This is a genomic window from Stenotrophomonas sp. PS02300 (genome assembly GCF_029959395.1).
GTDB lineage: Bacteria > Pseudomonadota > Gammaproteobacteria > Xanthomonadales > Xanthomonadaceae > Stenotrophomonas > Stenotrophomonas maltophilia_AD.
The window spans coordinates 23444-47490 of the sequence record NZ_JASCOP010000007.1 but is presented as its reverse complement, the minus strand read 5'-3'; the positions used below and the strand labels follow the sequence as shown (position 1 = coordinate 47490).

The following is a 24047-nucleotide window of genomic DNA, read 5'->3' as shown; positions in this document are numbered from 1 at the left end:
TGGGCAGGGCATGAGCGAGGCGGGAATGCAGGGGCGCACGGCGCTGGTGACCGGCGCGGCCAGCGGGATAGGCGCAGCGGCGGTGACGCGGCTGCGCGCCGATGGCGCCCGGGTGGCGGCGCTGGACCAGGGCGTGTCGAGCGGGGCGGACGCCAGTGCCGTGGCCGACCTGCGCTCGCCGGAGGCGGTCAGTGCTGCGATTGCCGACCTGCGCACGGCGCTGGGGCCCTTTGACGCGCTGGTGCATTGCGCCGGCATCTGTCCGCCGGGCAGTACGCTCGACAGCAGCGACGACCTTTGGCTGGACGTGTACTCGGTCAACGTGCTCGGTGCGCTGCGGGTGATGCGCGAGGTGGTGCCGGACATGCGCGGGCGCGGTGGCAGCATCGTGCTGGTGTCGTCGATCAACGCGCGTTTCGCCACCCCGGGGCTGGCGGCGTATGCCGCCTCCAAGGCCGCGCTGGAGGAAATGGCGCGCACCGCCGCGCTGGAGTTTGCCCCGGACAACATCCGGGTCAACACCATCGCGCCGGCGTCGGTGGACACGCCGATGCTGCAGGCCTCGTTCGCGCGCGCCGCCGATCCGGCGGCTGCCCGGCGCAGCAACGAGCAACGACATCCCCTGGGGCGCTTGGGTACGCCCGGAGACGCCGCCGAGCTGGCGTTGTTCCTGGCCTCGCCGCGCAGCGGCTGGATCACCGGTTCGGTGTTTCCATTGGACGGTGGTGCAGGGGTGACCCGGCGATGAGTGTGCAGGACACGAATTACATCATCGGCATCAACTGGGGCAGCACCAACTTCCGCGCGTACCGGATCGATGCCGACGGAACCGTCAGCGCGACGATCGAACAGCCGGGCGGCATTGCCGGGCTGGAGCGGTCGCAGATGCAGGCCCTGCTGGAGGAGGTGGCAACGGCGTGGCCACATGCCTCGCGGATCTACGCCAGCGGCATGATCGGCTCGAACATCGGCTGGAGTGATGCGGGATACGTGGACTGCCCGGCATCACCGGATGCCATCGCCGGGCGCCTGCATGAGGTGCAGATCGGTGCGCATGCGGTGGCGATCGTTCCGGGGCTGGCCTGCCGGCGCGGCGATGGTTCACCGGACATCATGCGCGGGGAGGAAACCGAGCTGTTGGGGATGGTCGCGCTCGGGACGATTCCCGCCACCGGACTGGTGGCCTTGCCCGGCACGCACAGCAAGTGGGTGCGGCTGGAACAGGGCGTGGTGGTGGAGTTCATGACCGCGATGTCGGGCGAGATCTTCGACCGGCTCACTGCAGCGGGTCTGCTGGCATCGGTGGTTGACGGTCCGGCCGAAGACGGCGCGGCGTTCATCGATGGCGTGCGTGCCGCGCAGGGCGGTGCGGGATTGACCACCCTGCTGTTCGGCGCGCGGGCGCGGGTGATCCGGGGTGACCTGGCCCGGCGCGAGGGGGCTTCCTATCTGCGTGGGTTGCTGATCGGCGCGGAGCTCGCCGACGTGCGTCGCTACTGGGCAGACGGATTTAATGAGGTGCCGTTGATCGGTGCCGCGCCCGTGTGTGCGCTGTATGCGCGCGCACTGCAGGAGCTGGGGAGCTCCGGCAGGCCCATCGCCTCGCAACAGGCCTCGACCCGCGGGTTCCTGGCGTTGCACCAGGCAGCGGGAGCGGTGGCATGAGTGCGCATGATGCGGTGTTCAACCGCGCACTGGCCGAAACGGGCCTGATCGCGATCCTGCGCGGGCTGACCGGCGACGAAGCGATTGCGGTGGTGGAGGCGCTGTATACCGCCGGCGTGCGGCTGGCGGAAGTGCCGCTCAATTCGCCGGACCCGTTCCCCACCATCGCCGCACTGGCAGCGCATTTTGAAGGGCGCATGCTGATCGGTGCCGGCACGGTGGTGACCACCGATGCGGTCGAGCAGCTCGCTGCCACCGGTTGCGCGTTCTGCGTGTCGCCCAATACCGATCCGGCCGTGATTGCTGCCGCAGTGGCGAAGGGCATGATCCCCTTGCCCGGGTTCGCCACTGCATCCGAAGCGTTCGCCGCCATCGCCGCCGGTGCACGCCACCTCAAGGCGTTCCCGGCCCATGGCGCGCGACCGCAGTTGTCGGCGCTGTCGGCGGTGCTGCCGGCCGGCGTGACCCTGATCGCCGTGGGTGGCGCGAGCGTCGGCGACATTGGGGCATACCGCGACGCAGGTGTGCGGGCCTTCGGCGTCGGCACCGATCTGTACCGTCCCGGCCGGGCCGCCGATGACGTCGGCCGGCGTGCTGCCGCGTGGATCCAGGCCTTGCAGGCGCCGCCCGCGCCGGTGGCGACGCTGGCGCATGCCGCGCAGACGATGGTGGGCGAGTCGCCCCTCTTCGATGCCGAAGGCACTTTGTACTGGGTCGACCCGACCGTGCCGTGCCTGCTGCGCTGGGAGGGTACGGTGTGCACGCGCGTGCCGCTGACCGAACCGGTGTGGGCGTTGGGCCGGGTGGGGTCCGCGCTGGTGGGAAATGGAGAGACACACTTCCTGCGGCTGGGGCCGGAGGGAAGCATCACTGCCGGCCCGGAGATCGATGTCGGTGCGGGATGCCGGCTCAACGATATGGTGGTGGACAGCCAGGGCGGGCTGTGGGGCGGTTCCATGCATCGCGGCCTGTTGTCCGGCCGTGGCGCGCTGTTCCATGCAACCCGCCAGGAAGCACCCGCGCAGCGCGTGGCAGAGGGGCTGGGCGTGGCCAACGGCATGGCCTTCTCCGCCGACGAGCGCACGCTGTTCGTGATCGATACGCTGGCGCGCACGCTGCTCGCCTATCCGGTCGATATCGACGCCGGCAGCTTGGGCGAACCGCGCGTGGTGACCGATTTCCTCGGCGTGCCAGGCAAACCTGATGGCATGACGATGGGGCCGGAAGGCCACCTGTGGGTGGCGATGTGGGGCGGCCATGCGGTGGTGGAACTCGCCCCCAACGGTGCGGTCCTGCGCTCGATCCCGGTACCTGCCGCGCACGTAGGCAGCCTGGCATTCGCCGACGACGGACGCCTTTTCATCACTACCGCGCGGGCGCGCCTGTCGGACGCCGATCTCGCCCGCTCACCCGGAGCAGGCGGCCTGTTCGTGGTGCATCCGTAGGATCAACGACGGGCGGCGGCAATGGCCTTGATGCGGGCCTGGGCCAGCGCTTCGCCTACCGCAGGGCCTTTCAGGTGGGCCAGATCCAGGTCGCGGGCCTGCACTGACAACGCCGCCTGGTGCAGTCGCTTGAGCGTTTCGGCCTGTGGGTACGGCCGATCCTCGAAGCCGAGACGGCCACGCGCGTCGGCCTCGCAGCACACCGCGATCCTTGCGATCCGTTCGGGCCGCCGGAACCCATCGCAGCGGCCCAGCAGATCCAGCACCGTGCCATCGCGCAGTTCATCAATGCGGTGCACGTTGAGATGGTCGCGGCACACCGCCTCGGCCAGCTGGCGGTGATCCAGCGGAACCTTCAGGCGATCACACAGCGCACGCAGCGGTTCCAGCCCGCGCTCCTCATGCATCACATGGCGCGGCCATTCCGCGTGCGGAGTCAGCGCCTTGCCCAGGTCGTGGGTAAGCGCGGCGAACCCCACCATGTCATCGCCCGGCGCCAGCTGCGCGGCGACATCGCTGACCATTTCCTGGTGTACGCCGGTATCCACTTCGGGGTGGTACTCGGCGCGCTGCGGCACGCCATACAGCGCTTCCAGTTCGGGCAACACCGCACCCAGCGCACCGGCATCGTGCAGCGTGCGCAGGAAGGCCGACGGTTGCGCCGATCCGAGCACGCGGCGCAGTTCCTGCCAGACCCGTTCGGGTACCAGTGCATCCAGCTCGCCGCTGTCTGCGATCTGCCGCATCAGCTGCATCGTCTCCGGTGCCACGCTGAAGCCCAGCGGTGCAAAGCGCGCCATGAAGCGCGCTGCACGCAGCACCCGCAGCGGATCTTCCACGAAGGCGGGGCCCACATGGCGCAGCACCCGCTGTTCAATGTCGCGCACGCCGCCGTAAGGGTCCACCAGCTCACCGCTGGCCTCATCGCAGGCAATCGCATTGATGGTGAAATCGCGGCGCAGCAGGTCTTCTTCCAGCGTCACCGATGGATCGGCATCGACCACGAAGCCCCGGTAGCCGCGCCCGGATTTACGCTCGGTCCGCGCCAGCGCGTATTCCTCGCCCGTGTGCGGGTGCAGGAACACCGGAAAGTCCTTGCCCACCGCCTTGTAACCCAGCGCTTCCATTTCCGGCTGGGTGGCACCGACCACCACCCAGTCGCGGTCGCCGGCAGGACGCTGCAGCAGGCGGTCGCGCACGGCGCCGCCAACGAGATAGATCTTCATGGGCCCATGATGCCACGGCCGGCAACGCCGGCCGTGGGCAGGCCCTCAGTCGCCGCCCTTCTCCGCATCGGTCGGGCAGGTGAACGCCTTCCGCTTCGCCTGCAGCCGCCCGTTCATGCGGTCGGTCACCGGCAGCGCATCGCCGTTCAACCGCCAGTCGTAGATCACGCTGAAGGCCAGGATCCGCGCCACGTACTCGCGGGTTTCCTTGTAGCTGATGGTCTCGATCCAGATGTCCGGATCGAAGCCCGGCCGCTGCGACTGCCAGCGTGCGGTCGGGGTCGGCCCGGCGTTGTAGGCGGCGATGGTCACGTACGGCAGGCCTTCGTACTTGTTCATCAGCTGGCGCAGGTAGGCGGTGCCGATGGCGATGTTGGTGTCGGCGTCATACAGGCTGGCCGCACCGCCGTAGTTGGTCAGGCCGATGGTCTTGGCCACGCTCGCGCCGGTGGCCGGCAGCACCTGCATCAGCCCCATCGCATTGGCCGGGGAACGCGCCTTCGGGTTGAAGATGCTCTCGGCGCGGATCTCGGCGGCCACCCAGGCCGGGTCAATCGCGTTGCGCGCCGATTCGCGGCGGATCGCATCATCGTGGTGCAGCGGGAAGCGCAGGCTGTACAGGCGCTGCTCTTCCGGGGTCTTGCCCAGCGAGAACACCGCGCGGTCGAACCAGCCGTTGTCGCGCGCCACCTCCACCGCGATGCGGCGCTGGGTGGTGTCGAAGCGGGTCAAGGCATCGTTCCACTCGGCCACGGCCCAGCCCGAACGTTCGATCTTGAACAGCTCCATCGCGCGCACGATCGCCGGGTCACGCGCCACCGTGGCCTGTGCCTGCGCACTGTCCTTGGGTTCCACCGGGCACAGCGTGTAGGTGCTCTGGCCGAGCTGGTCGGCGGCCAGGAAGCCATGGAAGGTGGCCGCGCGCGCCGCTTCGCGGTACAGCGGCAGCGCTTCGTTGCGCTTGCCGGTCTTGTCCAGCATGCGCGCCTCGAAATAGCGCCAGCGCGAGTCATTGCGCTGGGTCGGGCCCATCTTGCGGATCGCGGCCAGCGTGGCCGGCCAATCGCCGCGCGACATCGCCTCGCGCGCCCGCCATTCGTGCAGGCGCTCGTCATACGCCGAATCCGGCACGGCATTGAGCCGGCGTGCGGAATCGGGCCCATACGACGCCACCGTCCACAGCGCGATCTGGTACTTCACGTCCGCCTGCTGGGCGGCGCTCAGCTGCAGCGCGTTGGCGTACTGCGGCAGCTGCTGTTCGGTCGCGTCCGGGTCGGCCTTGGCCAGCTTGGCCAGGCCATCGGTAGCGATGCGCCGGCTGCGTTCGTTGCGCGGCCAGTTCAGCGCGCTGGCATTGGGCTTGTCCACGAACGCCGCATAGGTGTTGGCCAGCGCCAGATCGGCGGCCGGCAGCCCGCGTGCGGCGCTGCGCATCACCGCCGGCTGCTGCGCATCGGCAGCGGCATCGATGCGCTCCCAGCGCAGCTCCGCGCTCAGCCCGCCCTTGGCATCCAGCACCGCAAAAACGGGGTCGCAGGCATCGGGCAGGGACTTGCCGGTGCTGCGCCAGATCGCCTGGGCCTCGCTGACCCACTGCGCATCGGCCTTGCCGGTGGCCTGGCGGGCGTTGAGCTGGGCGCAGCGCAGGCCGACATTCTCGGTCGGTGCCCAGTTGGCCAGCAGGGTCGGCCAATCCTCGCGACGGGCAACGGACGGCAGCCACACATTACGGAAGCTGGTGGCCACGGCCTGCCCGTTGTAGCGCTTCAGGAAGTCCTGGGCCCGGGCACTGGTGACCGTATCGATGTTGCGGCGCAGGTTGGCGAACTCCAGCCAGCCATACAACGGGTGCCGGGTCAGGCCCGCTGACTGGGCAGGATCGAACTGGCCGCGCTCGGCATTCTCGATGGCCGCCTTCATCTGCGCGCGCTGGGCATCCAAGCTCTGGGCACCGGCATCGGCGCCCACGCCCGTGCAGGCGAGCAGGGTGGCGGAACTGAGGATCAGGAGGGGGAGTCGGTTCATGCTGAAAGGATAGCGGGCGGGGGTGAAAGCCGGTGAGGGCAAGCCAACTCAATGATGAACGACACCCGTCGCCCCCCTGAACAGGCGCCACGCACGGGCGTAATGTCAGAGCCGCCAGCCCCAACGGCTGCAGGAGACTCAAACGAAACGGTAGCGCCGGCCGTTGGCCGGCCCGCAGGAACCCAACAACAAGGACCCTCACCATGGCATTCAGTGCGGCAGGCAACTCCGGACCACTGGCCGACATCAACGTCACCCCGTTGGTGGATGTAATGCTGGTGCTGTTGATCATCTTCATCGTGACCGCCCCGATGGTGTCCATGCCCATCCCGGTCAACCTGCCGCAACCCACTACCGTGGTACCGCCCACCGCACCGCCGCCGCCGATCGAACTGCGCGTGGACGCCAGCAACCAGGTCAGCTGGAACGGGCAGATGGTTGCGGTCAACTCGCTGCAGCAGCGCATGCAGGACGCCGCACAGGCCAACACCGGCAACGTTCCCGAACTGCGCATCGCCACCGACCCCAACGCCGAGTACGACGTGATGGCCAAGGTGTTGGCAGCCGCCAACAACGCGCACATGGAAAAGATCGCGTTCGTGAACCCGTAGCAGAACGTCCGGCCCGCCCACCGGCGGGCCGGAGCGCGTGGAACTGCGCTGCGGCGTACTGACGGATTAACGCGGTTGGGGCACGGAGGCATTGCGATGAAGTTGCAGGGCTGCTTGCTCGTTGTTGTTGTGCTGGTGTGCGTGCTGCTACCCGCGACTGCACTGGCGGCGGTTTCCGTTGGGGTGCGCGTTGCCGACCACGAGCGAACCCTGCCCCAGCTCAGCGCGGTGACAGTGGCGCAGGACACTGCGCTGCAGACCCGCCTTGGCGCGCAGCTGGCCCGCCACCTGGCCGGGGCCACCACCGGTTACCAACGGCTCGACGAGCTGTCGATGAACCTGCACGAGCGCAGGCTGAAGCTGTACGACAGGTTGGGCATGGGCCCGCTGCGGGTCGAACTTGTCTGGCCTGACCGCTCCCGGACGGTCTACACCATGGACGGCAACAGCCATCGCCGGGCCGCCTATCTCACGGGTCAAAGCCGCGACCCCCACGGCAATCCGCTGCCGGACCAGGGCGCTGCCCAGCGCGCCGGTGCGGTGTCGCTGGTGGGGTGGTACCAGTTCCAGAATGTCCGCAGCCGCCAAACGTGGGTCCGGGCCGCGCGTGCGCAGGGCATCCCCGTGCAGGACGACACCCCTTCGGCCACCCGCATGCAGTGCCGGTGGTCGGGCACCGCCTTGAGCTGCCATACGGAATAGGGCGCTTTCGTCCGGAATTCGGGTCCCGTGCAGCCGTTTGTCGGCTCAAACACGCCGCTGGGTGCCGCATCCGTAACGTCCGCGTGAAATCCACACTTTCATCACGCCTTCATCTTTACAGGTTGTTTACAAAGGAGACGCTGCCGCGCTTCAAGGGGGAGGCGAGGCGGTCCCAGCAAGCCATTCCTTTGGAGAGAGAGCGAATGAACAACCTGCATTACCGCCCCTTGGCGGCTGCCGTAGCGCTGTGCCTGCTGTCCGTCCCCACCCTTGCCACCGCGCAGGATGCTCCCCGCACCACCACCGAACTGGACCGGGTGGAAGTCACCGGTACCCGCATCAAGCGGGCAGAGGTCGAAGGCCAGGTGCCGATTCAGACCCTCACCCGCAGCGAGATCGAACGCACCGGCCTGAATTCCATCGGCGAGGTGCTGCAGCAGCTGACCGGTTCCGGTTCGGCGCTCAACGCCAAGTTCAACTCGTCGGGCAACTTCGGCTTCCCGCCCGATGGCAGCGGCGTGGGCGCTGGTTCGGCCCAGGTCGACCTTCGCCACCTGGGCGCCAAGCGCGTGCTGGTGCTGGTGGATGGCATCCGCTGGGTCAACGAGTCCTCCGCCTCGGGCGTGGGCGCGGCCACCGACCTCAACACCATTCCGCTGGCGATCGTCGAGCGCATTGAAGTGCTCGAAGACGGCGCTTCGTCGCTGTACGGCTCGGACGCGATTGCCGGCGTGGTCAACATCATTACCCGCCGTGAATTCGACGGCGGCCAGGTCACCGTGAACTACGGTGAGTACAGCAAGGGCGATGGCACCCAGAAGGGCGTGGACCTCGCCTGGGGCACCAGTGGCGACCGCTACAGCCTGTTCCTGGGCGCCAGCTGGACCAAGCAGGACGCGGTATATGCCAACACCCGCGAACAGTCGCGCTACCCGGTTCCCGGCACCGGCCTGTCGTTCGGCAGCTCGGCCACCCCGACCGGCCGCTTCATGTTCACCGACCCGAACACCGGCATTGCCTACAACATCACGCCCAACAACGGCGCCACCAGCCCCACCTTCAACGGCGTGGGCGGTTGCGACCGCACGGACGATTACCACTGCTTCACCACGGCGGACCGCTTCAACTTCGCCGAGTACAACCTGCTGCTGACCCCGTCCGAGCGCAAGGGCATCTTCGGCCAGTTCCGCTTCGACATCACCGACAACGTGCAGTGGTATATCAAGGCGCTGGCCAACCGCCGCGAATCGACCAACCAGGCCGGCCCCGAGCCGCTGTTCTTCGGTCCCGATGGCGCCACCGGCAACCCGCTGGCCGACAACATCGTCATCTCCGCGCTCAACCCGTACAACCCGTTCGGCTTCGACCTGGATTCGTCCAGCAACCTGAGCATGATCGGCCGCCGGCCGGTGGAAGGCGGGCCGCGCATCTTCGAGCAGGAAGTGAACACCACGTACTTCGCCACCGGGCTGGTGGGCCTGTTCCAGGCCGCCGACCGCAGCTGGTCGTGGGACGTCAACGGCATGTACAGCAAGAACAAGGCCGAACAGACCAACTACGGCAGCTACAACATCTACAACGCCAACATCGCGTTGGGTGACCCGGCCATCTGCGCGGCCACCCCGGGCTGCGTGCCGCTGAATATCTTCGGCGGCCCCGGCACCATCACCCGTCCGATGCTGGACTGGATCCAGCCGGTGGTGCACGACCAGAGCCAGAACGAGCTCACCCTGTTCACCGCCAACCTGAGCAGTGACCTGTTCACGCTGCCGGCCGGGCCGCTGTCGTTCGCCACCGGTTACGAGTACCGCAAGTACGAAGGCGAATACCAGCCCGATCCGATCACGGTGCGTGGCCACTACAATGGCGTGCCATCGCTGCCGACCTCCGGTTCGTACGACGTCAACGAGGTGTACCTCGAACTGGCGGTGCCGATCTTCGCGAAGAGCGCACTCGGTGAAAAGCTGGACCTGAGCCTGGCCGGGCGGTACTCGGATTACTCCACCTTCGGCGGCGAGTTCACGCCCAAGTACGGCCTGCGCTGGCAGGTGACCGACGACTTCGTGCTGCGCACCAGCTATGCCGAAGGCTTCCGCGCACCGTCCATCGGTGAACTGTACGGTTCGGCGGCGCGTGCCGATCTGCAGCTGTTCGATCCGTGCTCGGTGGGCCTGGGCGGTACGCCGCCGCGTGGCAGTGCGGCCAACTGCGCGGCGCTGGGCGTGCCAACCGGTTTCCAGCAGGCCAACTCGCAGATCTCGGTCACCACCGGCGGCAATGACCAGCTGGATCCGGAAACCTCGCGCAGCTTCAGTGCCGGCTTCGTATGGAGCCCGTGGTTCGGCAACAACGCCTCGTGGTCCGAACGCTTCGACGTGGAAGTGACCTTCTACCGCCACAACATCGAAGGCGCCATCCAGGCGATCAATGCGCAGACCCAGCTCGACCTGTGCGTGGATACGCTGGATTCCATCTACTGCGATGGCATCACCCGTGCCTCCACCGGTGCGGTCAGCGGCTTCAACAACCGCCTCACCAACCTGGGCTCGATCAAGACCGACGGCTGGGACGTGGACCTGTTCTGGACGTTGCCGCAGACCGATCTCGGCCAGTTCAAGATCGGTTGGCAGAACACCTTCGTCGGCCGTTACGAGGCGGTGGGTGCGGCAGGCCAGCGCCAGCCGCAGGAGCCGGGCGTGGAAGTCACCGACAGCTCGATTCCGGAATGGACCAGCAACGCGTCGCTGAGCTGGAACATGGGCGCCTGGAATGCCTCGTGGACCGTGCGCCACATCTCCAAGCTCACCGAACAGTGCGGCGATGCCGCCGCGTTCCCGGTGTGCAGCGACCAGGCGGCCGGTACCAACGAACTGGCGGCAACCACCTACAACGACTTCCAGGTGGGCTACAAGTTCGACTGGATGAAGGGCCTGCAGCTCAGCGCCGGCTTGAACAACGCGTTCGACAAGGATCCGCCGATCTGCCTGTCGTGCTCGTTGAACGGGTATGACGCGTCCACCTACGACATCCCGAAGGGGCGTTACTGGTACCTGCGCGCGGACCTGCGGTTCTGATGTCGGCGTAACGGGGTTGAACGAGGGCACCTTGCGGTGCCCTCGTTCGTTCAACGCGGCATCATCGATTCCATCACCTTGTCGATGCTGAAGCTGGCGGCACGCGCGCGTGGCGGGAAGGTCTTGAAGCTCTCCATCCACTTGGCCAGCGCGGGCGGCGCGATGTAGAGCAGGAAGTTCTGCTCCAGGAACCAGTCGTTGTACTTGAAGCTCTCTTCACCGCGTTCGAAGGGATCGGCGCGCAGGTCGAAGAACTTGGGAATGCGCATCTGCGCCAGCGGCTCACGCCAGCTATCCAGCCCGCTGGCGCGCTGTTCGGAAAACACCACCTTCCAGCGCCCCAGCCGCACGGCCATGCAGTCGCCATCGTCGCTCCAGTAGATGAACGCCTCGCGTGGGGCCTTGTCGGTCTTGCCCGACAGGTACGGCAGCAGGTTCACGCCGTCCAGGTGCACCTTGTAGGTCTTGCCGCCCATCTCGTAGCCCTGCTTGACCTTGTCCACCAGCTCCGGCTCGCCGTTGGCGGCGGCGAAGGTGGGAATGAAGTCCTGCAGCGAGGCGATGTCGTTGATCACGCGGCCCGGCTCGATCACCCCCGGCCAGCGCATCACGCAGGGCACGCGCCAGCCGCCTTCCCAGTTGGTGTCCTTCTCGCCGCGGAACGGAGTGGCGCCGCCATCGGGCCAGGTGCAGACCTCGGCGCCGTTGTCGGTGGTGAACACCACGATGGTGTTTTCGGTGACCTTCAGCTGGTCCAGGCGGTCCAGCAGCTGGCCGACATAGCCGTCCAGCTCGACCATGCCGTCGGGATACACGCCGAGGCCGGTCTTGCCTTCGGACTCGGGCTTGAGGTGGGTGAAGACATGCATGCGGGTTGGATTGAAGTAGCAGAACCACGGCTGCCCGGCTTCGGTCTTGCGCTCGATGAAGTCCAGTGCGGATGCCAGGAATTCCTCGTCCACCGTCTCCATGCGCTTGCGGGTGAGCGGCCCGGTGTTCTCGATGGCCTGCGCGCCCACGATGCCGAACTGGGGGTCGTTGGTGTCGTCGGCGGTGTCGGTGGCCTTGCACTTGAGCACGCCGCGCGGCCCGAAGCGTTTGCGGAACGCCGGGTCCTTGGGGTAGTTGGGGTATTCGGGTTCCTCTTCGGCATTGAGGTGATACAGGTTGCCGAAGAATTCGTCCATGCCGTGCACGGTGGGCAGGTGTTCGTTGCGATCGCCCAGGTGGTTCTTGCCGAACTGGCCGGTGGCATAGCCGAAGTGCTTGAGGAACTGCCCGATGGAGGGATCTTCGAAGCTCAGGCCCAGGGTGGCGCCGGGCATGCCGACCTTGGTCAGGCCGGTGCGGATCGGCGACTGGCCGGTGATGAAGGCGGCGCGGCCGGCGGTGCAGCTCTGCTGGCCGTAGAAGTCGGTGAAGTTGGCACCCTCGCGCGCGATGCGGTCGATGTTGGGCGTGCGGTAGCCCATGATGCCGTTGTTGTTGCAGCTGATGTTGAACCAGCCGATGTCATCGGCCATCACGAACAGGATGTTCGGTGTGCTGGTGGTCATGTCACGCGCTCTGCCCGGGGTTTGACCTGAAGGGTAGGTCCGCAGGGGCAGGGGGGCATCCGAAGTTCTGCTGCGCAGGCGTCGGTAAGACTACTGGAGGGCGGGCGAGGGTGAATGGGGCGGTGTGCGGAAACGCAGAAAGCCGGGGGGCGCCCGGCTTTCTGCGTTTGCCAGGCAGGGCCTGGCACTATGTTTTCCTGCAGGCCGTCAGAACGACCAGGTGAAGGTGATCGAGCCGTTGCGGCCGTCGCCGTAGGCACCGTAGCCGTAAATCTGCGAGTAGTAGGTCTTGTCCAGCAGATTGTTCAGATTGACCTGCACGCTGAACTGCGGCGCGAGGCGGTAGCGGACGAAGGCGCTGACCAGAGCGTAGGCGTCCTGCTCGAAGCGGCCGTACACCGCGTCGGTCGCGTAGATGCGATTCTGCCAGTTCACACCACCACCGAAGGTCAGGTCGGCCAATGTCTGCGGGGTATAACTGGTGTATGCCTTGATCGAGGTCTGCGGCAACTGCGTATTGATATCGCTACCGTCCGCCTCTTTGGCCACGTAGCGCGACGCACCCAAAGTGGCATTCCAGCCCGGCGCCAGCTCGCCATTGAGTTCGAACTCGAAGCCACGGCTGACCGTGCCGCGTGCTGCCTCGTACGCAAACTCGCCTGGCCGACCGATGATCGGTTCGTTCGTGATCTGGGCTACGTTGTCCTGCTCAATGCGGAACACCGAAAGCGACGCATTCAATCGGTCTTCAAACCAGGCGCCTTTCACGCCCACTTCGTAGCTCTTGCCATCCACCGGATCAAGAAAGCGGTCGTTGCGATCACGCGCAGTCTGCGGCTGGAAGATCTCGGTATAACTGGCGTAGGTGGACCAGGTGTCGTTGATGTCGAAGACCATGCCGGCGTAAGGGGTAGTGACCTTGTGCGCTCGATCGGCACCTTCGTCTTCGCTCTTCCAGTCGGTGTAACGCGCGCCAATAATCAGCTTCAGCGGATCGGCAAGCGACAGGCGTGTAGCGGCGTAACCGGCCTTCTGGGTGATGGTTCCGCGACTGAACTCTTGCATCGGCGCCCACGCTGGCTCTGGGAAATCACCTGTCCAGCCCAGGTAGCTCGGCATTGGGCCAGGGAAATCGAACGCGCCGTTGTTGACGAAGTCACGCTGGTTGTAGCTCAGGCCAGCCATGAACTGGTGCTCGCGGCCGAACAGCTGGAACGGACCATCCACGTAGCCATCCACCGCATCGACATTGCGCTCGGTCTGGTAGTAGCCCGAGTAGGGCACCACACCTGCCCCCGTAGTTTTGTCGAACCCATAGATCGTGAAGTAAGGGTAGAACAGCTTGTCGTCCGAGTCGGTCTTGTCATGCGAGGCGCCGATCTTGAACTTCCAGCCATTGGCGAAGCCGTGCTCCAGCGTTGCGAAGGCGCGCTTGGTGGTCGTGTCCCAATAGGTCCAGTTCGTGGCCGGATTGAAGGATTCATCGTAGCTGGTACGGCTGCCGTCGGAATAGAACATCGGGAACCCGCCCCAGGTTACGCCGGTAGCACGCTTCTGCTGGTAGTCGTAGCCGACGCTCAGCTGCGTATCCGGGGTCAGGTCGGCATCAATGACCGCGTAACCCAGGGTCTTGCGCTGGTTGTAGCGGTCCATCTGCGCATCAGTGTCGAGGTAGCTGCCGATCACGCGTGCACGTACCGAACCACTGGCATTCAGCGGGGTGGTCACGTCCACGGTGCTGCGGGTGCGGCCCCAGCTGCCGACGTTGACCGACACGCTGCCGGTCAGTTCGGCGCTGTCGGCGTGCTTGCGGATCAGGTTGACCGACGCCGACGGGTTGCCCGCGCCCGTGAGCAGGCCGGTGGCACCACGCACCACTTCGACACGGTCGTACAGGGCCAGGTCCAGGCCGGAGTCACCATAGCTCCAGTTCTGCACCATCGTGGTGGGCAGGCCGTCGAACTGGTAATTGTCAATGTAGAAACCGCGCGCGTAGAACTCGGTGCGCTCGCTGTCGGACTGAGTGCTGGTGACGCCGGTGGTGTTGGCCAGCACGTCGATGATGTCATCAAGGTTCTGGTCCTCGATGCGCTGGTGGCTGATGATGCTGATCGACTGCGGGATCTCGCGCGGGGCCAGGTCGAAGCGGGTGCCGGCGGAGGTGCGGCGGACCGAATAGACTTCCGCGCGCTCGCCCTTGACCACGATCTTGTCCAGCGTGGTGGCATCGGGGGTGGCGTCCTGCGCGAAGGCCGGGGCAGCGGCAAGCGTGGCCAGGGCGATCAACAGCGCCTGCGGCAGGCGGCCGTGGGACAGGGGGCGGGACAGCACAGCGGCGGTACGGAGCATCAGCGTTTCCTGGGCGGCGGCGCACCAGGCGGCGATCCTCGGATGCCGGGCGCTGCGGACGGTGGGGGGCAGTAGGCGGGCGGGTGCGGTGCAGCGGCACGGGCTTTGGCAACTGATCGCCGTGCGCCTCCCTGGCGCAAACGGGACCGCAGCATGGTAATGCGAATCAGTCCCATCCGCAATGTCTACCGGTTTCAACCCTCGACCCACCCGCCTTTAACGTGGCCGCGCCTACGGTGGGCGCACCCGGGCTGCGGCCCGCTTCCAGGAACGTCCAATGATTGCCAAGAACACGCTTTGTCTCTGGTACGACGGCACCGCCGAGGAAGCGGCCGCCTTCTATGCCGCCACCTTCCCGGACAGCTCGGTGCAGGCCGTGCATCGCGCGCCGTCCGACTTTCCGTCCGGCAAGAAGGGCGATGTGCTGACCGTGGAGTTCACCGTAGTCGGCATTCCCTGCATCGGCTTGAACGGCGGGCCGGCGTTCAAGCACAGCGAGGCGTTTTCGTTCCAGATCGCCACCGACGACCAGGCCGAAACCGACCGCCTCTGGAATGCCATCGTCGGCAACGGTGGGCAGGAAAGCGATTGCGGCTGGTGCAAAGACAAGTGGGGCCTGTCGTGGCAGATCACGCCGCGGGTGCTGACCGAGGCGTTCAACAGCAGCGACCCGGCCGTGGCCAAGCGCGCCTTCGAAGCGATGATGACCATGAAGAAGATCGATGTGGCGAAGATCGAGGCGGCAGTGCGCGGGTAACGACACGCCAGGTATCTCACAACGGGTGCCTGGGCGTATCCTCGCGCGATGACTTCGTCGCGCCTCTCCACATTGTTCCCCGTCCTGGCCGTGCTCGGCTCGGTCACCGCCCTGGCCGTGGGCACCTCGTTCGCCAAACAACTGTTCCCGGTGATCGGCGCGCAGGGCACCAGCGCGCTGCGCGTGGGCTTCTCCGCCTTGGTGCTGCTGGCGGTGTTCCGGCCGTGGCGCTGGACCACCACGCGGGCCGATGCGGGCGCGATCTTCCGCTACGGCATCACCCTGGGGGTGATGAACCTGCTGTTCTACATGGCGCTGCGCACGATCCCGTTCGGCATCGCGGTGGCCATCGAATTCTGCGGGCCGCTGGCGGTGGCGATGTGGTCGTCGCGCCGGCCGATCGATTTCGTCTGGGTCGGCTGCGCCGCCACCGGCCTGCTGTTGCTGCTGCCACTGGGGCATGGCGAACCGCTCGATCTGGGCGGCGTGCTGTATGCACTGGGCGCGGCGGTGTGCTGGGCGCTGTACATCATCTTCGGCAAACGCGCCGGCCACCTGCATGCAGGGCACACGGTATCGCTGGGCCTGTGCGCGGCGGCGCTGGTGGTGGTGCCGGTGGGCGTGGCGCACGCCGGCATGGCGCTGCTGGACCCGAAGATCCTGCTGTTCGGGTTGGGTGTGGCGGTGGTCTCCAGCGCCATTCCGATGTCGCTGGAAATGGCGGCGTTGAAGCGCCTGCCGAAGGAAACCTTCGGCATCCTGATCAGCATGGAACCGGCGGTGGCCGCACTGCTGGCGATGGGCCTGCTGGCCGAACACCTGACGCCGCTGCAATGGGCGGCGATCGGCTGCACGGTGGTGGCGTCCATTGGCAGCACGGTGACCGCCAAACGACGCGAGCCGGTGTTCGCCGAACCGACGGGGTAAGCCCCGTCAGCGCCGCACCGGCGCATCGCCGGCCACGTAGTACGTGGCCGTGCTGCGCGGCAACGGTTCGCGGCCGCGGATGCGGTCGGCGATCTTCTCGGCAATCATGATCGTGGTCGCGTTGAGGTTGCCGGTGATGATGCGCGGCATGATCGAGGCATCCACCACGCGCAGGCCCTGCATGCCATGCACGCGGCCCTGGCCGTCCACCACGCTCATCGCATCGGTACCCATCGCGCACGAACACGACGGGTGGTAGGCGGTTTCGGCACGGGCGCGCACGAAGGCATCCAGCTCGGCATCGGTCCTGCAGTCCGCACTCGGGCTGATCTCGCGGCCGCGGTATTCGTCCAGCGCGGGCTGGGCGATGATCTCGCGGGTGATCCGGATCGCATCGCGGAACTCCTGCCAGTCCTGGTCGGTGGCCTGGTAATTGAACAGGATCGAGGGATGCTGGTGCGGGTCCAGCGAGCGCGCGTGCACGCGGCCACGGCTGGGGGTGCGCATCGAGCCCACGTGCGCCTGGAACCCGTGTTCCTTTACCGCGTTGGTGCCGTTGTAATTGATCGCCACCGGCAGGAAGTGGTACTGGATGTTGGGCCAGGCGAAATCGTCACGGGTGCGGATGAAGCCGCCGGCCTCGAACTGGTTGCTGGCGCCGATCCCGGTACCGCTGAACAGCCACTCCGCGCCGATCCCCGGCTGGTTCCACCACTGCAGTGCCGGGTACAGCGACACCGGCTTGGTGCAGGCGTACTGCATGTACACCTCCAGATGATCCTGCAGGTTCTCGCCCACGCCGGGCAGGTCGTGCACCAGCGGCACGCCCAGCGACGCCAGCAAGGCCGGCGCGCCCACGCCGGAGCGCTGCAGGATCTGTGGTGAGGCAATCGCACCGGCGCACAGCAGTACCTCGCGCCGCGCCTGCGCGTCGATCGGGTCGGCGCTGCCGCCGGCCAGGTAGCGCACGCCTACCGCGCGCTTGCCGTCGAACAGGATGCGGTCGGTGGTGGCATGGGTGACGATCTCCAGCCCGGGCCGGCCCTTGGCCATGTCCAGGTAGCCGCGCGCGGTGCTGGAGCGGCGCCCGCGCGGCGTCACCGTGCGGTCCATCGGGCCGAAGCCTTCCTGCTGGTACCCGTTGAGGTCGTCGGTGCGCGGGTAGCCGGCCTGCACGCCGGCCTCGACCATGGCGTGGAACAGCACGTTGTTGTCGTTCTTCGGGGTGGCCACGCTGACCGGGCCGTCGCCGCCGTGGTAATCATTGGGCCCGATGTCGCGCGTCTCCGCCTTGCGGAAGTAGGGCAGCACGTCCAGGTAGCTCCAGTCCTCCAGCCCATCGAAGGTGGCCCACTGGTCGAAATCCAGCGCGTTGCCGCGGATGTAGCACATGCCGTTGATCAGCGAGGAGCCGCCCAGGCCCTTGCCGCGCCCGCATTCCATGCGCCGGTTGTCCATGTGCGGCTCCGGCTCGGTTTCATAGGCCCAGTTGTAGCGCCGGCCCTGCAGCGGGTAGGCCAGCGCGGCCGGCATCTGCGTGCGGAAATCCAGCCGGTAGTCCGGGCCGCCGGCTTCGAGCAGCAGTACGCTCACGCCCGCGTCTTCGGTGAGGCGCGCGGCCAGGGTGTTGCCGGCCGAACCGGCGCCGATGATGATGTAGTCGTATTCGCGCTTCATGGTCAGAACACCGATGCGTAGCGGTCCAGTTCGATCTGGACGGATTTGGTGCGGGTGTAGGCACGCAGCGTGGCCAGGCCGTTCTCGCGGCCCACGCCGGACTGCTTGTAGCCGCCCACCGGCATCGTGGCCGGCGACTCGCCCCAGCAGTTGACCCAGCAGATGCCCGCCTCGAGACGGTGGATCAGCCGGTGCGCGCGGCTGAGATCTGCGGTCACCACGCCGGCCGCGAGACCGTACTCGGTGGCATTGGCGCGCTGGATGGCTTCGTCCTCATCCTCATAGGACAACAGGCTGAGCACCGGCCCGAAGATCTCTTCGCGCACGATGGCCATGTCGTCGCGGCAGTCGCTGAAGATGGTCGGTGCGACATAGCAGCCCTTGCCCAGCGCGCCGTCGGTGAGGCGCTCGCCCCCACACACCACACGGGCGCCATCGGCCTTGCCGCTTTCGATGTGCGCCAGCACGCGGCGCATGTGCGCGGCACTGACCAGCGGGCCGAAGTTGGTGTCTTCGGCCAGCGGATCACCAATGCGGATACGGGCCACGCGCTCGCGCAGCGCCTGCTCGACATCCGCCAGCAATGCACGCGGCACGAACACGCGGGTGCCGTTGGTGCAGACCTGGCCGGAGCTGTAGAAGTTGGCCATCATCGCCACGTCGGCGGCAAGCGCGATATCCGCATCGGCGCAGATGATCAGCGGCGACTTGCCGCCCAGCTCCATCGTCACCTCCTTGAGCGTGGAACTGGACGCACTGGCCATCACCTTGCGCCCGGTGGCGGTGCCGCCGGTGAAGGAGATCTTTTCGATGCCCGGGTGTTCGGTCAGCGCCGAGCCCACGCCGGCGCCATCGCCGGGCAGCACGTTGAACACGCCGTCGGGCAGGCCGGCTTCGGTGAAGATTTCGGCCAGCTTCAGCGCGGTCAGCGGGGTCACTTCGCTGGGCTTGAAGATCATCGCGTTGCCCGCGGCGAGCGCGGGGGCCGCCTTCCACAGGGCGATCTGGATCGGGTAGTTCCAGGCACCGATCGCGCCGACCACCCCCAGCGGTTCCTGCCGCGTGTAGAAGAAGCTGCCTTCGCGCAGCGGCACCTGGCTGCCTTCCAGCCCGTGCATCACCCCGGCGTAGTACTCCAGCACGTCGGCACCGGTGACGATGTCCACGCTGCGGGTTTCGCTCAGCGGCTTGCCGGTGTTGAGGCTTTCCAGTTCGGCCAAGTCGTCGTTGCGTTCGCGCAGCAGCGCCACCGCGCGCAGCAGGATGCGCGAGCGCTCCACGGTGGTGAGCGCCGCCCAGGCCTTCTGGCCGGCATGGGCACTTTCCACCGCGGCGTCCAGGTCGTCGCTGTTGGCGCTGTGCACGTTGGCCAGCACCTCGCCGTTGGCCGGGTTGACCACCTCGAAGGTGCGGTTGCCCTGCGAGGCCACGTAGCGGCCGCCGATGTACAGCAGCTGGTCGGGGAGGGTGGGCATGTCGATGACTCCTGTTTGCGTCGGGAGACCAGCGGGTTCAACGGGTCAGATGCAGGAACTGCAGGTGGCGCTCGTACTGGTCGATGATGTCGTTGATGATCTGCTGGCGGCTGTAGCCGACCAGCTCGTAATCCTGTCCACCTTCATAGAGGTGCACTTCGGCGCGGTAGTAGCGCTGGTTGCGGAAGCGCTGCGCGGCGAACGAGGGGGTAAGGTAACCGCGCATCACCACCTGGTAGCGGAACACCTGCTGTTCGCCATGGTTGACTTCCAGTTCCATCTGCCCCGGTTCGAACCGGGTGGTGACGTCCAGGCCCTGCTCGCGCAGCTGGGTGGCCACCGCTTCGATGGCCGGGCGCACGTCGGTATCCATGAAGCGGTACACCTCGTCGCGCACCGGGAAATGCACGGCCTGGGTGATGCGCTGGCGCCAGCCACGCTGGTGGCGCGACTGGCCGATCAGCGGGATCGGCGAGTACTGCGAGGCCTTCTTGCGTTGCGATTCCTCGCCCAGTGCGCGGGTCAGTCCCCACAGCATCAGCAGCAGCACCACCGAGAACGGCAACGAGGCGAGCACCACCGCCGATTTGAGTGCATCCATGCTGCCCGCCAGCAGCAGTCCGGCGGTGACCAGTGCGGTCATCACCCCCCAGAACACGCGCAGCCAGCGCGGGCCATCTTCTTCCGGCAGGCCGCCGTGCGAGGACAGGGTGGACAGCACCACGGTGCCCGAGTCGGCCGAGGTGACGAAGAAAATGAAGCTGACCATCACCGTCACGGTGATCACCGCGCGGCTCCACGGGTAGCTCTCCAGCAGCGCGTACAGCACGGTCGGCGGGTTATCCACGGCCAACTGCGCCAGGTGCTCCTGGCCGTGGTGCAGTACCTGGTCCAAGGCGCTGTTGCCGAAGATGGACAGCCACGCCAGGGTGAAGCCCAGCGGGATCAGCAGTACGCCGAACACGAACTCGCGGATGGTGCGGCCGCGCGAAATGCGCGCGATGAACAGCCCCACGAACGGCGCCCAGCCGATCCACCAGGCCCAGTAGAACACCGTCCAGTTGCCCAGCCAGTCGGCGCGGCCGCCGTAGGCATACACATCGAAACTCTTGCCCACCACGTTGCCCAGGTAATCGCCCAGGTTTTGCATGAAAGTGCTGAGCAGGTATTGGGTGGGCCCGGCGAACAGCATGAACAGCAGCAGCGCGATGGCCAGCAGCATGTTGATGTCCGACATCCAGCGCACGCCCTTTTCCACGCCGGACACCGCCACGATGATCGCCGCGCCCATCATCAGCGCGATCAGCGCCACCTGCACCCACGGGGCGTGCGGGATCGGCAGCAGCACGTTCAGGCCGGCATTGAGGTGCAGCACGCCAAAGCCCATGTCCGCGCCGATGCCGAACACGGTGGCCACGATGCCCAGTGCATCCACGGTGTAGCCGATCGGGCCGTTGATGCGCTTGCCGATCAGCGGGTACAGCGCCGAACGCAGCGCCAGTGGCAGGTTATGGCGATAGGCGAAGTAGGCCAGCGCCATCGCCGCCAGCGCGAACACGCCCCAGCCATGCAGGCCCCAGTGCAGGAACAGCAGCTGCATGGCCTGGCGGGCACCGGCTTCGCCGCCGCCCACGCCGCCCTGCGGCGGCTGCAGGTAATGGGTGAGCGGTTCGGACACGCAGAAGAAGAACAGCGTGATGCTGATCCCGGCCGCGAACAGCATGCCGGCCCAGGAGAGGTAGCTGAACTCCGGCTCGTCATGGTCCGCGCCCAGTTTCACCTGGCCGTAGCCGGACAGCGCCACGCCGACCACGAACACCAGGTACACGGTCATTGCCAGCAGGTAGTACCAGCCCACGTTGCGCGACGCCCAGGTCTGCGCTTCCAGCAGCAGCACGCCGGAGGAAATGGGAAACGCGGTGACCAGAATGGCGAATGCCGCCACGATCGTGGCGGCAAGCAGGAAGACGGGTCGAAGCGTGCGCACCTCGCTGGGAGGCGTCTCCACGATGTTCATGGACGAAGGGGCTCACGGTGCCGTTGCCGGCAGACCCCACGCATTAGCGCATATGCGCTGTGGACATCCCGTTTACGTGGTCAGCGCAGGGCGTGGCTGGGCACATCGATCTCCATGGCCAGCGCCAGGTGATCGGAAAACGCCGCCGGTACCGCTTCGGCGCTGCGTTGCTGCAGGCCGTTGCTGAGCAGGATGTGGTCGATGGCCCGGTCCGGGCGCCAGCTCGGGAAGGTGGGCACCGCGCAGCCGGGCGGCTGCAGGTTGGTCTTCTGGTACAGCACCTGCATTTCCGGGCGTTCGGCCAGGCAGTTGAAATCGCCCATCAGCACCGCGTTGGAATGCTCGGACAACAGGTCGGCGATGAAGGCCAGCTGCGACATGCGCGAGTTGGTGCCCAGCGACAGGTGGGCCACGGCCACCGCAAGGCCCTCGTTGCCATCGCCGAACTTGGCCAGCAGCACGCCGCGCCCGCCGATGCGGCCGGGCAGGGCATGGTCCTGGACTTCCACCGGTTCCAGCCGGCTCAACAGGCCGTTGGCACTGGAGGCCACCCCGCCCATGCGGCGGTTGGGTTGGTGGCTCCAGTAATTGAAGCCGGCGCGCTCGGCCAGGTAGTGGGTCTGGTTGGTGAAACCCGAGCGCAGGCTGCCGGGGTCGGCCTCCTGCAGGCCGACGATGTCGTGACCGCGGGCCAGCTGTGCGATGGCGTCCAGGCTGGTCCGCTTGCGCCCCGCCGGCAGCGCATGTGACCAGCTGCGGGTCACATAGTCGCTGTAGCGGCGGGTGCTGGAGCCGGCCTGGATGTTGGCCGTCAGCAGGCGCAGGGTCCGCGTGTTGGGGGAAGTCACGACGGTCGCTTGCTCTTGATGGCTCAGTTGCCCTTGGCGGCGCGTTCGCGGGCGATCAGGTGATCGGCGATGCGCAGCATGTCCGGGAAGCTCTTGCCCTTGACCAGGTACTTGCCGTTGACGATCACCGACGGCGTGCCGGTGATCTGGCTGCGCTGGGCGAACTGCTTGGCGGCACTGGTCTTGGCGCTCACCGCGAAGCTCGACATGGTGGCTTCGAACTGCTTGGGATCGGCACCGTGCTTGGCGTAGAAGGCGGCGATCTCCTGCACCGAATCACGGCCGCGCTCGCCCTTCAGGGCCTGGTCGACGTGGATGGCCTTGTACAGCGCTTCGTGGGTCTTGTCTTCCAGGCCCAGCGCCTGCGCGGCGTAGAACGCCTTGGCGTAGTCATCCCAGGTGCCGCCGAACATGGCCGGCACGTACACGAAGTTCACATCGCTCGGCAGGCCGGCCTTCCACGGCCCGATCAGCGGCTGGAACGCGGCGCAGGCCGGGCAGACGAAGCCGAAGACTTCGGCCACTTCGATCTTGCCGGTGGCCGGCTGGAACGGCTTGCCGTCGGCGATGACCACGTAGTCGGTGCCTTCCACCGGGGCCGGACCGGTCGGCTGTGAGGACGCGGGGGCCGGGGCCGGGGTGGTGGCTTCGGCGGCGGCGGTCTCGGCGGCGGCGGTTTCGCCACTGGCGGCCGGTGCGGCCTCGGTCGGGGCCGGGGCGGTTTCAGTGGCGGGGGTGCTGGTCGGCGCAGCCGGTTCGGTCGACGTGGCGGTGTTGGCGGTACCGTCCTGGGCCTTGCAGGCGGCCAGGATCGGCAGCAGGGCCATGAGCATGAGGGCGAAACGGGTCTTCATCGAAGCGTCTCCAGCAGAGCATGTTGGGGCCGGCGCGTCGGGCGCCGGCCAGGGGGGGAATGATGACACGCGGCCGCCGGGGCGCCGCGTGCAGGGTACGTGACGGTTCAGCGAGCCTTCGCGGCGCGTTCGCGCGCGATCAGCGCATCGGCATTGCGCAGCATCTCCTCGAAGGAGGTGCCCTTGACCAGGTACTTGCCGTTGACGATCAGCGACGGGGTGCCCTGCACCTTGGTGCGCTGGGCGAAGGATTTTGCCACCTTGAGCTTGGCCTCCACTTCATCGCTCTTCAGCGCGGTGGTGAACTGCTGTTCGGTCACGCCGTAGTCCTTGTAGAAGCCGGCCAGCTCCTGGGGCGATACGTTGGACAGCGGCAGCGAGCCCTTTTCATGCAGCGCGTCGAACATCGCCGCATGGCTGCGCTTGGCCACGCCCAGCTGGTCGGCGGCGTAGTAGGCGCGGGCATAGGAATCCCAGTAGCCGCCGAACACGGCCGGCACCGGCGTGAAGCGCACGTCCTTGGGCAGCTTCTTCTGCCAGGCCTGCAGGAGCGGCTCGAAGTGGGCGCAGTGCGGGCAGGTGTAGCCGAACACTTCCGCCACTTCGATCCTGCCGGCCAGCGGCGCGAGCGGGCCGGGGGCCTGGATCACTTCGTAATCCTTGCCTTCCACCAGTGCGGCGGGGGCGGGCGCGGCCAGTACGGACAGGGGGCTCAGGGCCAGCAGCAACAGCATCAGGCGGGGCATCAACGTCATCTACATCCATCTCCATCGGAAAAAACAACGCCGGCCCAGTGCCGGCGTGGCAGTGAACATAACCCGCCGCCTGGGCGGGGCGCA

The 24047-nt window shown here is 67.0% G+C and carries 18 protein-coding genes; 8 read left to right on the top strand and 10 right to left on the bottom strand.

All coding sequences use genetic code 11. The features are described from left to right. Positions 1-10: 10 nt before the first annotated feature. Genes QMX79_RS03155 through QMX79_RS03145 form a run of 3 tightly spaced genes read left to right on the top strand, consistent with a single transcriptional unit; the run spans position 11 to position 3110 of the window. Positions 11-748, top strand: coding sequence for an SDR family oxidoreductase (locus tag QMX79_RS03155; RefSeq protein WP_282244281.1), 738 nt, complete (start codon positions 11-13; stop codon positions 746-748). After that, positions 745-1665, top strand: a complete 921-nt coding sequence (locus QMX79_RS03150; RefSeq protein WP_282244279.1) for a 2-dehydro-3-deoxygalactonokinase — start codon at positions 745-747, stop codon at positions 1663-1665. Before QMX79_RS03155 ends, QMX79_RS03150 begins: the two co-directional genes overlap by 4 nt. Next, positions 1662-3110 (top strand): 2-dehydro-3-deoxy-6-phosphogalactonate aldolase, encoded by a 1449-nt coding sequence (locus QMX79_RS03145; protein ID WP_282244277.1) that lies wholly within the window; start codon positions 1662-1664, stop codon positions 3108-3110. Before QMX79_RS03150 ends, QMX79_RS03145 begins: the two co-directional genes overlap by 4 nt. Before the next feature lie 2 nt (positions 3111-3112). Here the strand turns inward: QMX79_RS03145 and QMX79_RS03140 are convergent, their stop codons facing one another. Then, complete coding sequence (locus tag QMX79_RS03140; protein ID WP_282244276.1) at positions 3113-4336, bottom strand: multifunctional CCA addition/repair protein; 1224 nt, start codon at positions 4334-4336, stop codon at positions 3113-3115. Positions 4337-4381: 45 nt separating this feature from the next. Beyond that, entirely contained in the window at positions 4382-6361 is a 1980-nt protein-coding gene (locus tag QMX79_RS03135; RefSeq protein ID WP_282244273.1) for a transglycosylase SLT domain-containing protein, read from the bottom strand. 203 nt (positions 6362-6564) lie between these two features. Between QMX79_RS03135 and QMX79_RS03130 the strand changes: the two genes are divergently transcribed. The 3 genes from QMX79_RS03130 (at position 6565) to QMX79_RS03120 (ending at position 10748) form a co-directional block, all read left to right on the top strand. Further along, positions 6565-6972, top strand: a complete 408-nt coding sequence (locus QMX79_RS03130; RefSeq protein ID WP_282244271.1) for a biopolymer transporter ExbD — start codon at positions 6565-6567, stop codon at positions 6970-6972. Between the two features lie 96 nt (positions 6973-7068). Next, positions 7069-7674: a hypothetical protein gene (locus QMX79_RS03125; RefSeq protein WP_282244269.1), complete on the top strand. Its 606-nt coding sequence runs from the start codon at positions 7069-7071 to the stop codon at positions 7672-7674. 203 nt (positions 7675-7877) lie between these two features. After that, positions 7878-10748 carry a TonB-dependent receptor gene (locus QMX79_RS03120; RefSeq protein ID WP_282244267.1) on the top strand — a complete coding sequence of 957 codons (2871 nt, stop codon included), beginning with the start codon at positions 7878-7880 and terminating at the stop codon, positions 10746-10748. A 50-nt stretch (positions 10749-10798) separates the two neighbouring features. Here the strand turns inward: QMX79_RS03120 and QMX79_RS03115 are convergent, their stop codons facing one another. Next, positions 10799-12304: an arylsulfatase gene (locus QMX79_RS03115; RefSeq protein ID WP_282244265.1), complete on the bottom strand. Its 1506-nt coding sequence runs from the start codon at positions 12302-12304 to the stop codon at positions 10799-10801. A gap of 207 nt (positions 12305-12511) precedes the next feature. Beyond that, positions 12512-14653, bottom strand: coding sequence for a ferric-rhodotorulic acid/ferric-coprogen receptor FhuE (fhuE, locus tag QMX79_RS03110; RefSeq protein ID WP_282244262.1), 2142 nt, complete (start codon positions 14651-14653; stop codon positions 12512-12514). Between the two features lie 277 nt (positions 14654-14930). On the opposite strand from fhuE, the gene QMX79_RS03105 reads away from it, so the two are divergent. Together QMX79_RS03105 and QMX79_RS03100 are read left to right on the top strand one after the other, a co-directional pair. Next, entirely contained in the window at positions 14931-15410 is a 480-nt protein-coding gene (locus QMX79_RS03105) for a VOC family protein (protein ID WP_282244260.1), read from the top strand. A gap of 48 nt (positions 15411-15458) precedes the next feature. After that, complete coding sequence (locus QMX79_RS03100; protein WP_282244258.1) at positions 15459-16337, top strand: EamA family transporter; 879 nt, start codon at positions 15459-15461, stop codon at positions 16335-16337. Positions 16338-16343: 6 nt separating this feature from the next. Here the strand turns inward: QMX79_RS03100 and betA are convergent, their stop codons facing one another. The 6 genes from betA to QMX79_RS03070 all read right to left on the bottom strand — a co-directional run bounded on the left by betA (position 16344) and on the right by QMX79_RS03070 (position 23963). Beyond that, positions 16344-18014 carry a choline dehydrogenase gene (gene betA, locus QMX79_RS03095; protein WP_282244256.1) on the bottom strand — a complete coding sequence of 557 codons (1671 nt, stop codon included), beginning with the start codon at positions 18012-18014 and terminating at the stop codon, positions 16344-16346. A gap of 2 nt (positions 18015-18016) precedes the next feature. Beyond that, positions 18017-19489 carry a betaine-aldehyde dehydrogenase gene (gene betB / locus QMX79_RS03090; protein ID WP_282244254.1) on the bottom strand — a complete coding sequence of 491 codons (1473 nt, stop codon included), beginning with the start codon at positions 19487-19489 and terminating at the stop codon, positions 18017-18019. 37 nt (positions 19490-19526) lie between these two features. Next, positions 19527-21506, bottom strand: a complete 1980-nt coding sequence (gene betT, locus QMX79_RS03085) for a choline BCCT transporter BetT (RefSeq protein WP_282244252.1) — start codon at positions 21504-21506, stop codon at positions 19527-19529. An 80-nt stretch (positions 21507-21586) separates the two neighbouring features. Next, a complete protein-coding gene (locus QMX79_RS03080) occupies positions 21587-22324 on the bottom strand; it encodes an endonuclease/exonuclease/phosphatase family protein (RefSeq protein ID WP_282244314.1) in 738 nt (245 codons plus the stop codon). A gap of 53 nt (positions 22325-22377) precedes the next feature. Then, the gene (locus QMX79_RS03075) at positions 22378-23208 is read right to left on the bottom strand and encodes a thiol:disulfide interchange protein DsbA/DsbL (protein ID WP_282244250.1); all 831 of its coding nucleotides are present in this window, start codon (positions 23206-23208) and stop codon (positions 22378-22380) included. 107 nt (positions 23209-23315) lie between these two features. Beyond that, complete coding sequence (locus QMX79_RS03070; RefSeq protein ID WP_282244248.1) at positions 23316-23963, bottom strand: thiol:disulfide interchange protein DsbA/DsbL; 648 nt, start codon at positions 23961-23963, stop codon at positions 23316-23318. Positions 23964-24047: the final 84 nt, after the last annotated feature.

Coding starts and splice junctions, on each gene's coding strand:
- QMX79_RS03130 (WP_282244271.1), top strand. CDS start 6,565: ATGGCATTCAGTGCGGCAGGCAACTCCGGACCACTGGCCGACATCAAC.
- betA (WP_282244256.1), bottom strand. CDS start 18,014: ATGAAGCGCGAATACGACTACATCATCATCGGCGCCGGTTCGGCCGGC.
- betT (WP_282244252.1), bottom strand. CDS start 21,506: ATGAACATCGTGGAGACGCCTCCCAGCGAGGTGCGCACGCTTCGACCC.
- QMX79_RS03135 (WP_282244273.1), bottom strand. CDS start 6,361: ATGAACCGACTCCCCCTCCTGATCCTCAGTTCCGCCACCCTGCTCGCC.
- QMX79_RS03075 (WP_282244250.1), bottom strand. CDS start 23,208: ATGAAGACCCGTTTCGCCCTCATGCTCATGGCCCTGCTGCCGATCCTG.
- QMX79_RS03100 (WP_282244258.1), top strand. CDS start 15,459: ATGACTTCGTCGCGCCTCTCCACATTGTTCCCCGTCCTGGCCGTGCTC.
- QMX79_RS03115 (WP_282244265.1), bottom strand. CDS start 12,304: ATGACCACCAGCACACCGAACATCCTGTTCGTGATGGCCGATGACATC.
- QMX79_RS03125 (WP_282244269.1), top strand. CDS start 7,069: ATGAAGTTGCAGGGCTGCTTGCTCGTTGTTGTTGTGCTGGTGTGCGTG.
- QMX79_RS03070 (WP_282244248.1), bottom strand. CDS start 23,963: ATGACGTTGATGCCCCGCCTGATGCTGTTGCTGCTGGCCCTGAGCCCC.
- QMX79_RS03145 (WP_282244277.1), top strand. CDS start 1,662: ATGAGTGCGCATGATGCGGTGTTCAACCGCGCACTGGCCGAAACGGGC.
- QMX79_RS03155 (WP_282244281.1), top strand. CDS start 11: ATGAGCGAGGCGGGAATGCAGGGGCGCACGGCGCTGGTGACCGGCGCG.
- betB (WP_282244254.1), bottom strand. CDS start 19,489: ATGCCCACCCTCCCCGACCAGCTGCTGTACATCGGCGGCCGCTACGTG.
- QMX79_RS03120 (WP_282244267.1), top strand. CDS start 7,878: ATGAACAACCTGCATTACCGCCCCTTGGCGGCTGCCGTAGCGCTGTGC.
- QMX79_RS03150 (WP_282244279.1), top strand. CDS start 745: ATGAGTGTGCAGGACACGAATTACATCATCGGCATCAACTGGGGCAGC.
- fhuE (WP_282244262.1), bottom strand. CDS start 14,653: ATGCTCCGTACCGCCGCTGTGCTGTCCCGCCCCCTGTCCCACGGCCGC.
- QMX79_RS03140 (WP_282244276.1), bottom strand. CDS start 4,336: ATGAAGATCTATCTCGTTGGCGGCGCCGTGCGCGACCGCCTGCTGCAG.
- QMX79_RS03105 (WP_282244260.1), top strand. CDS start 14,931: ATGATTGCCAAGAACACGCTTTGTCTCTGGTACGACGGCACCGCCGAG.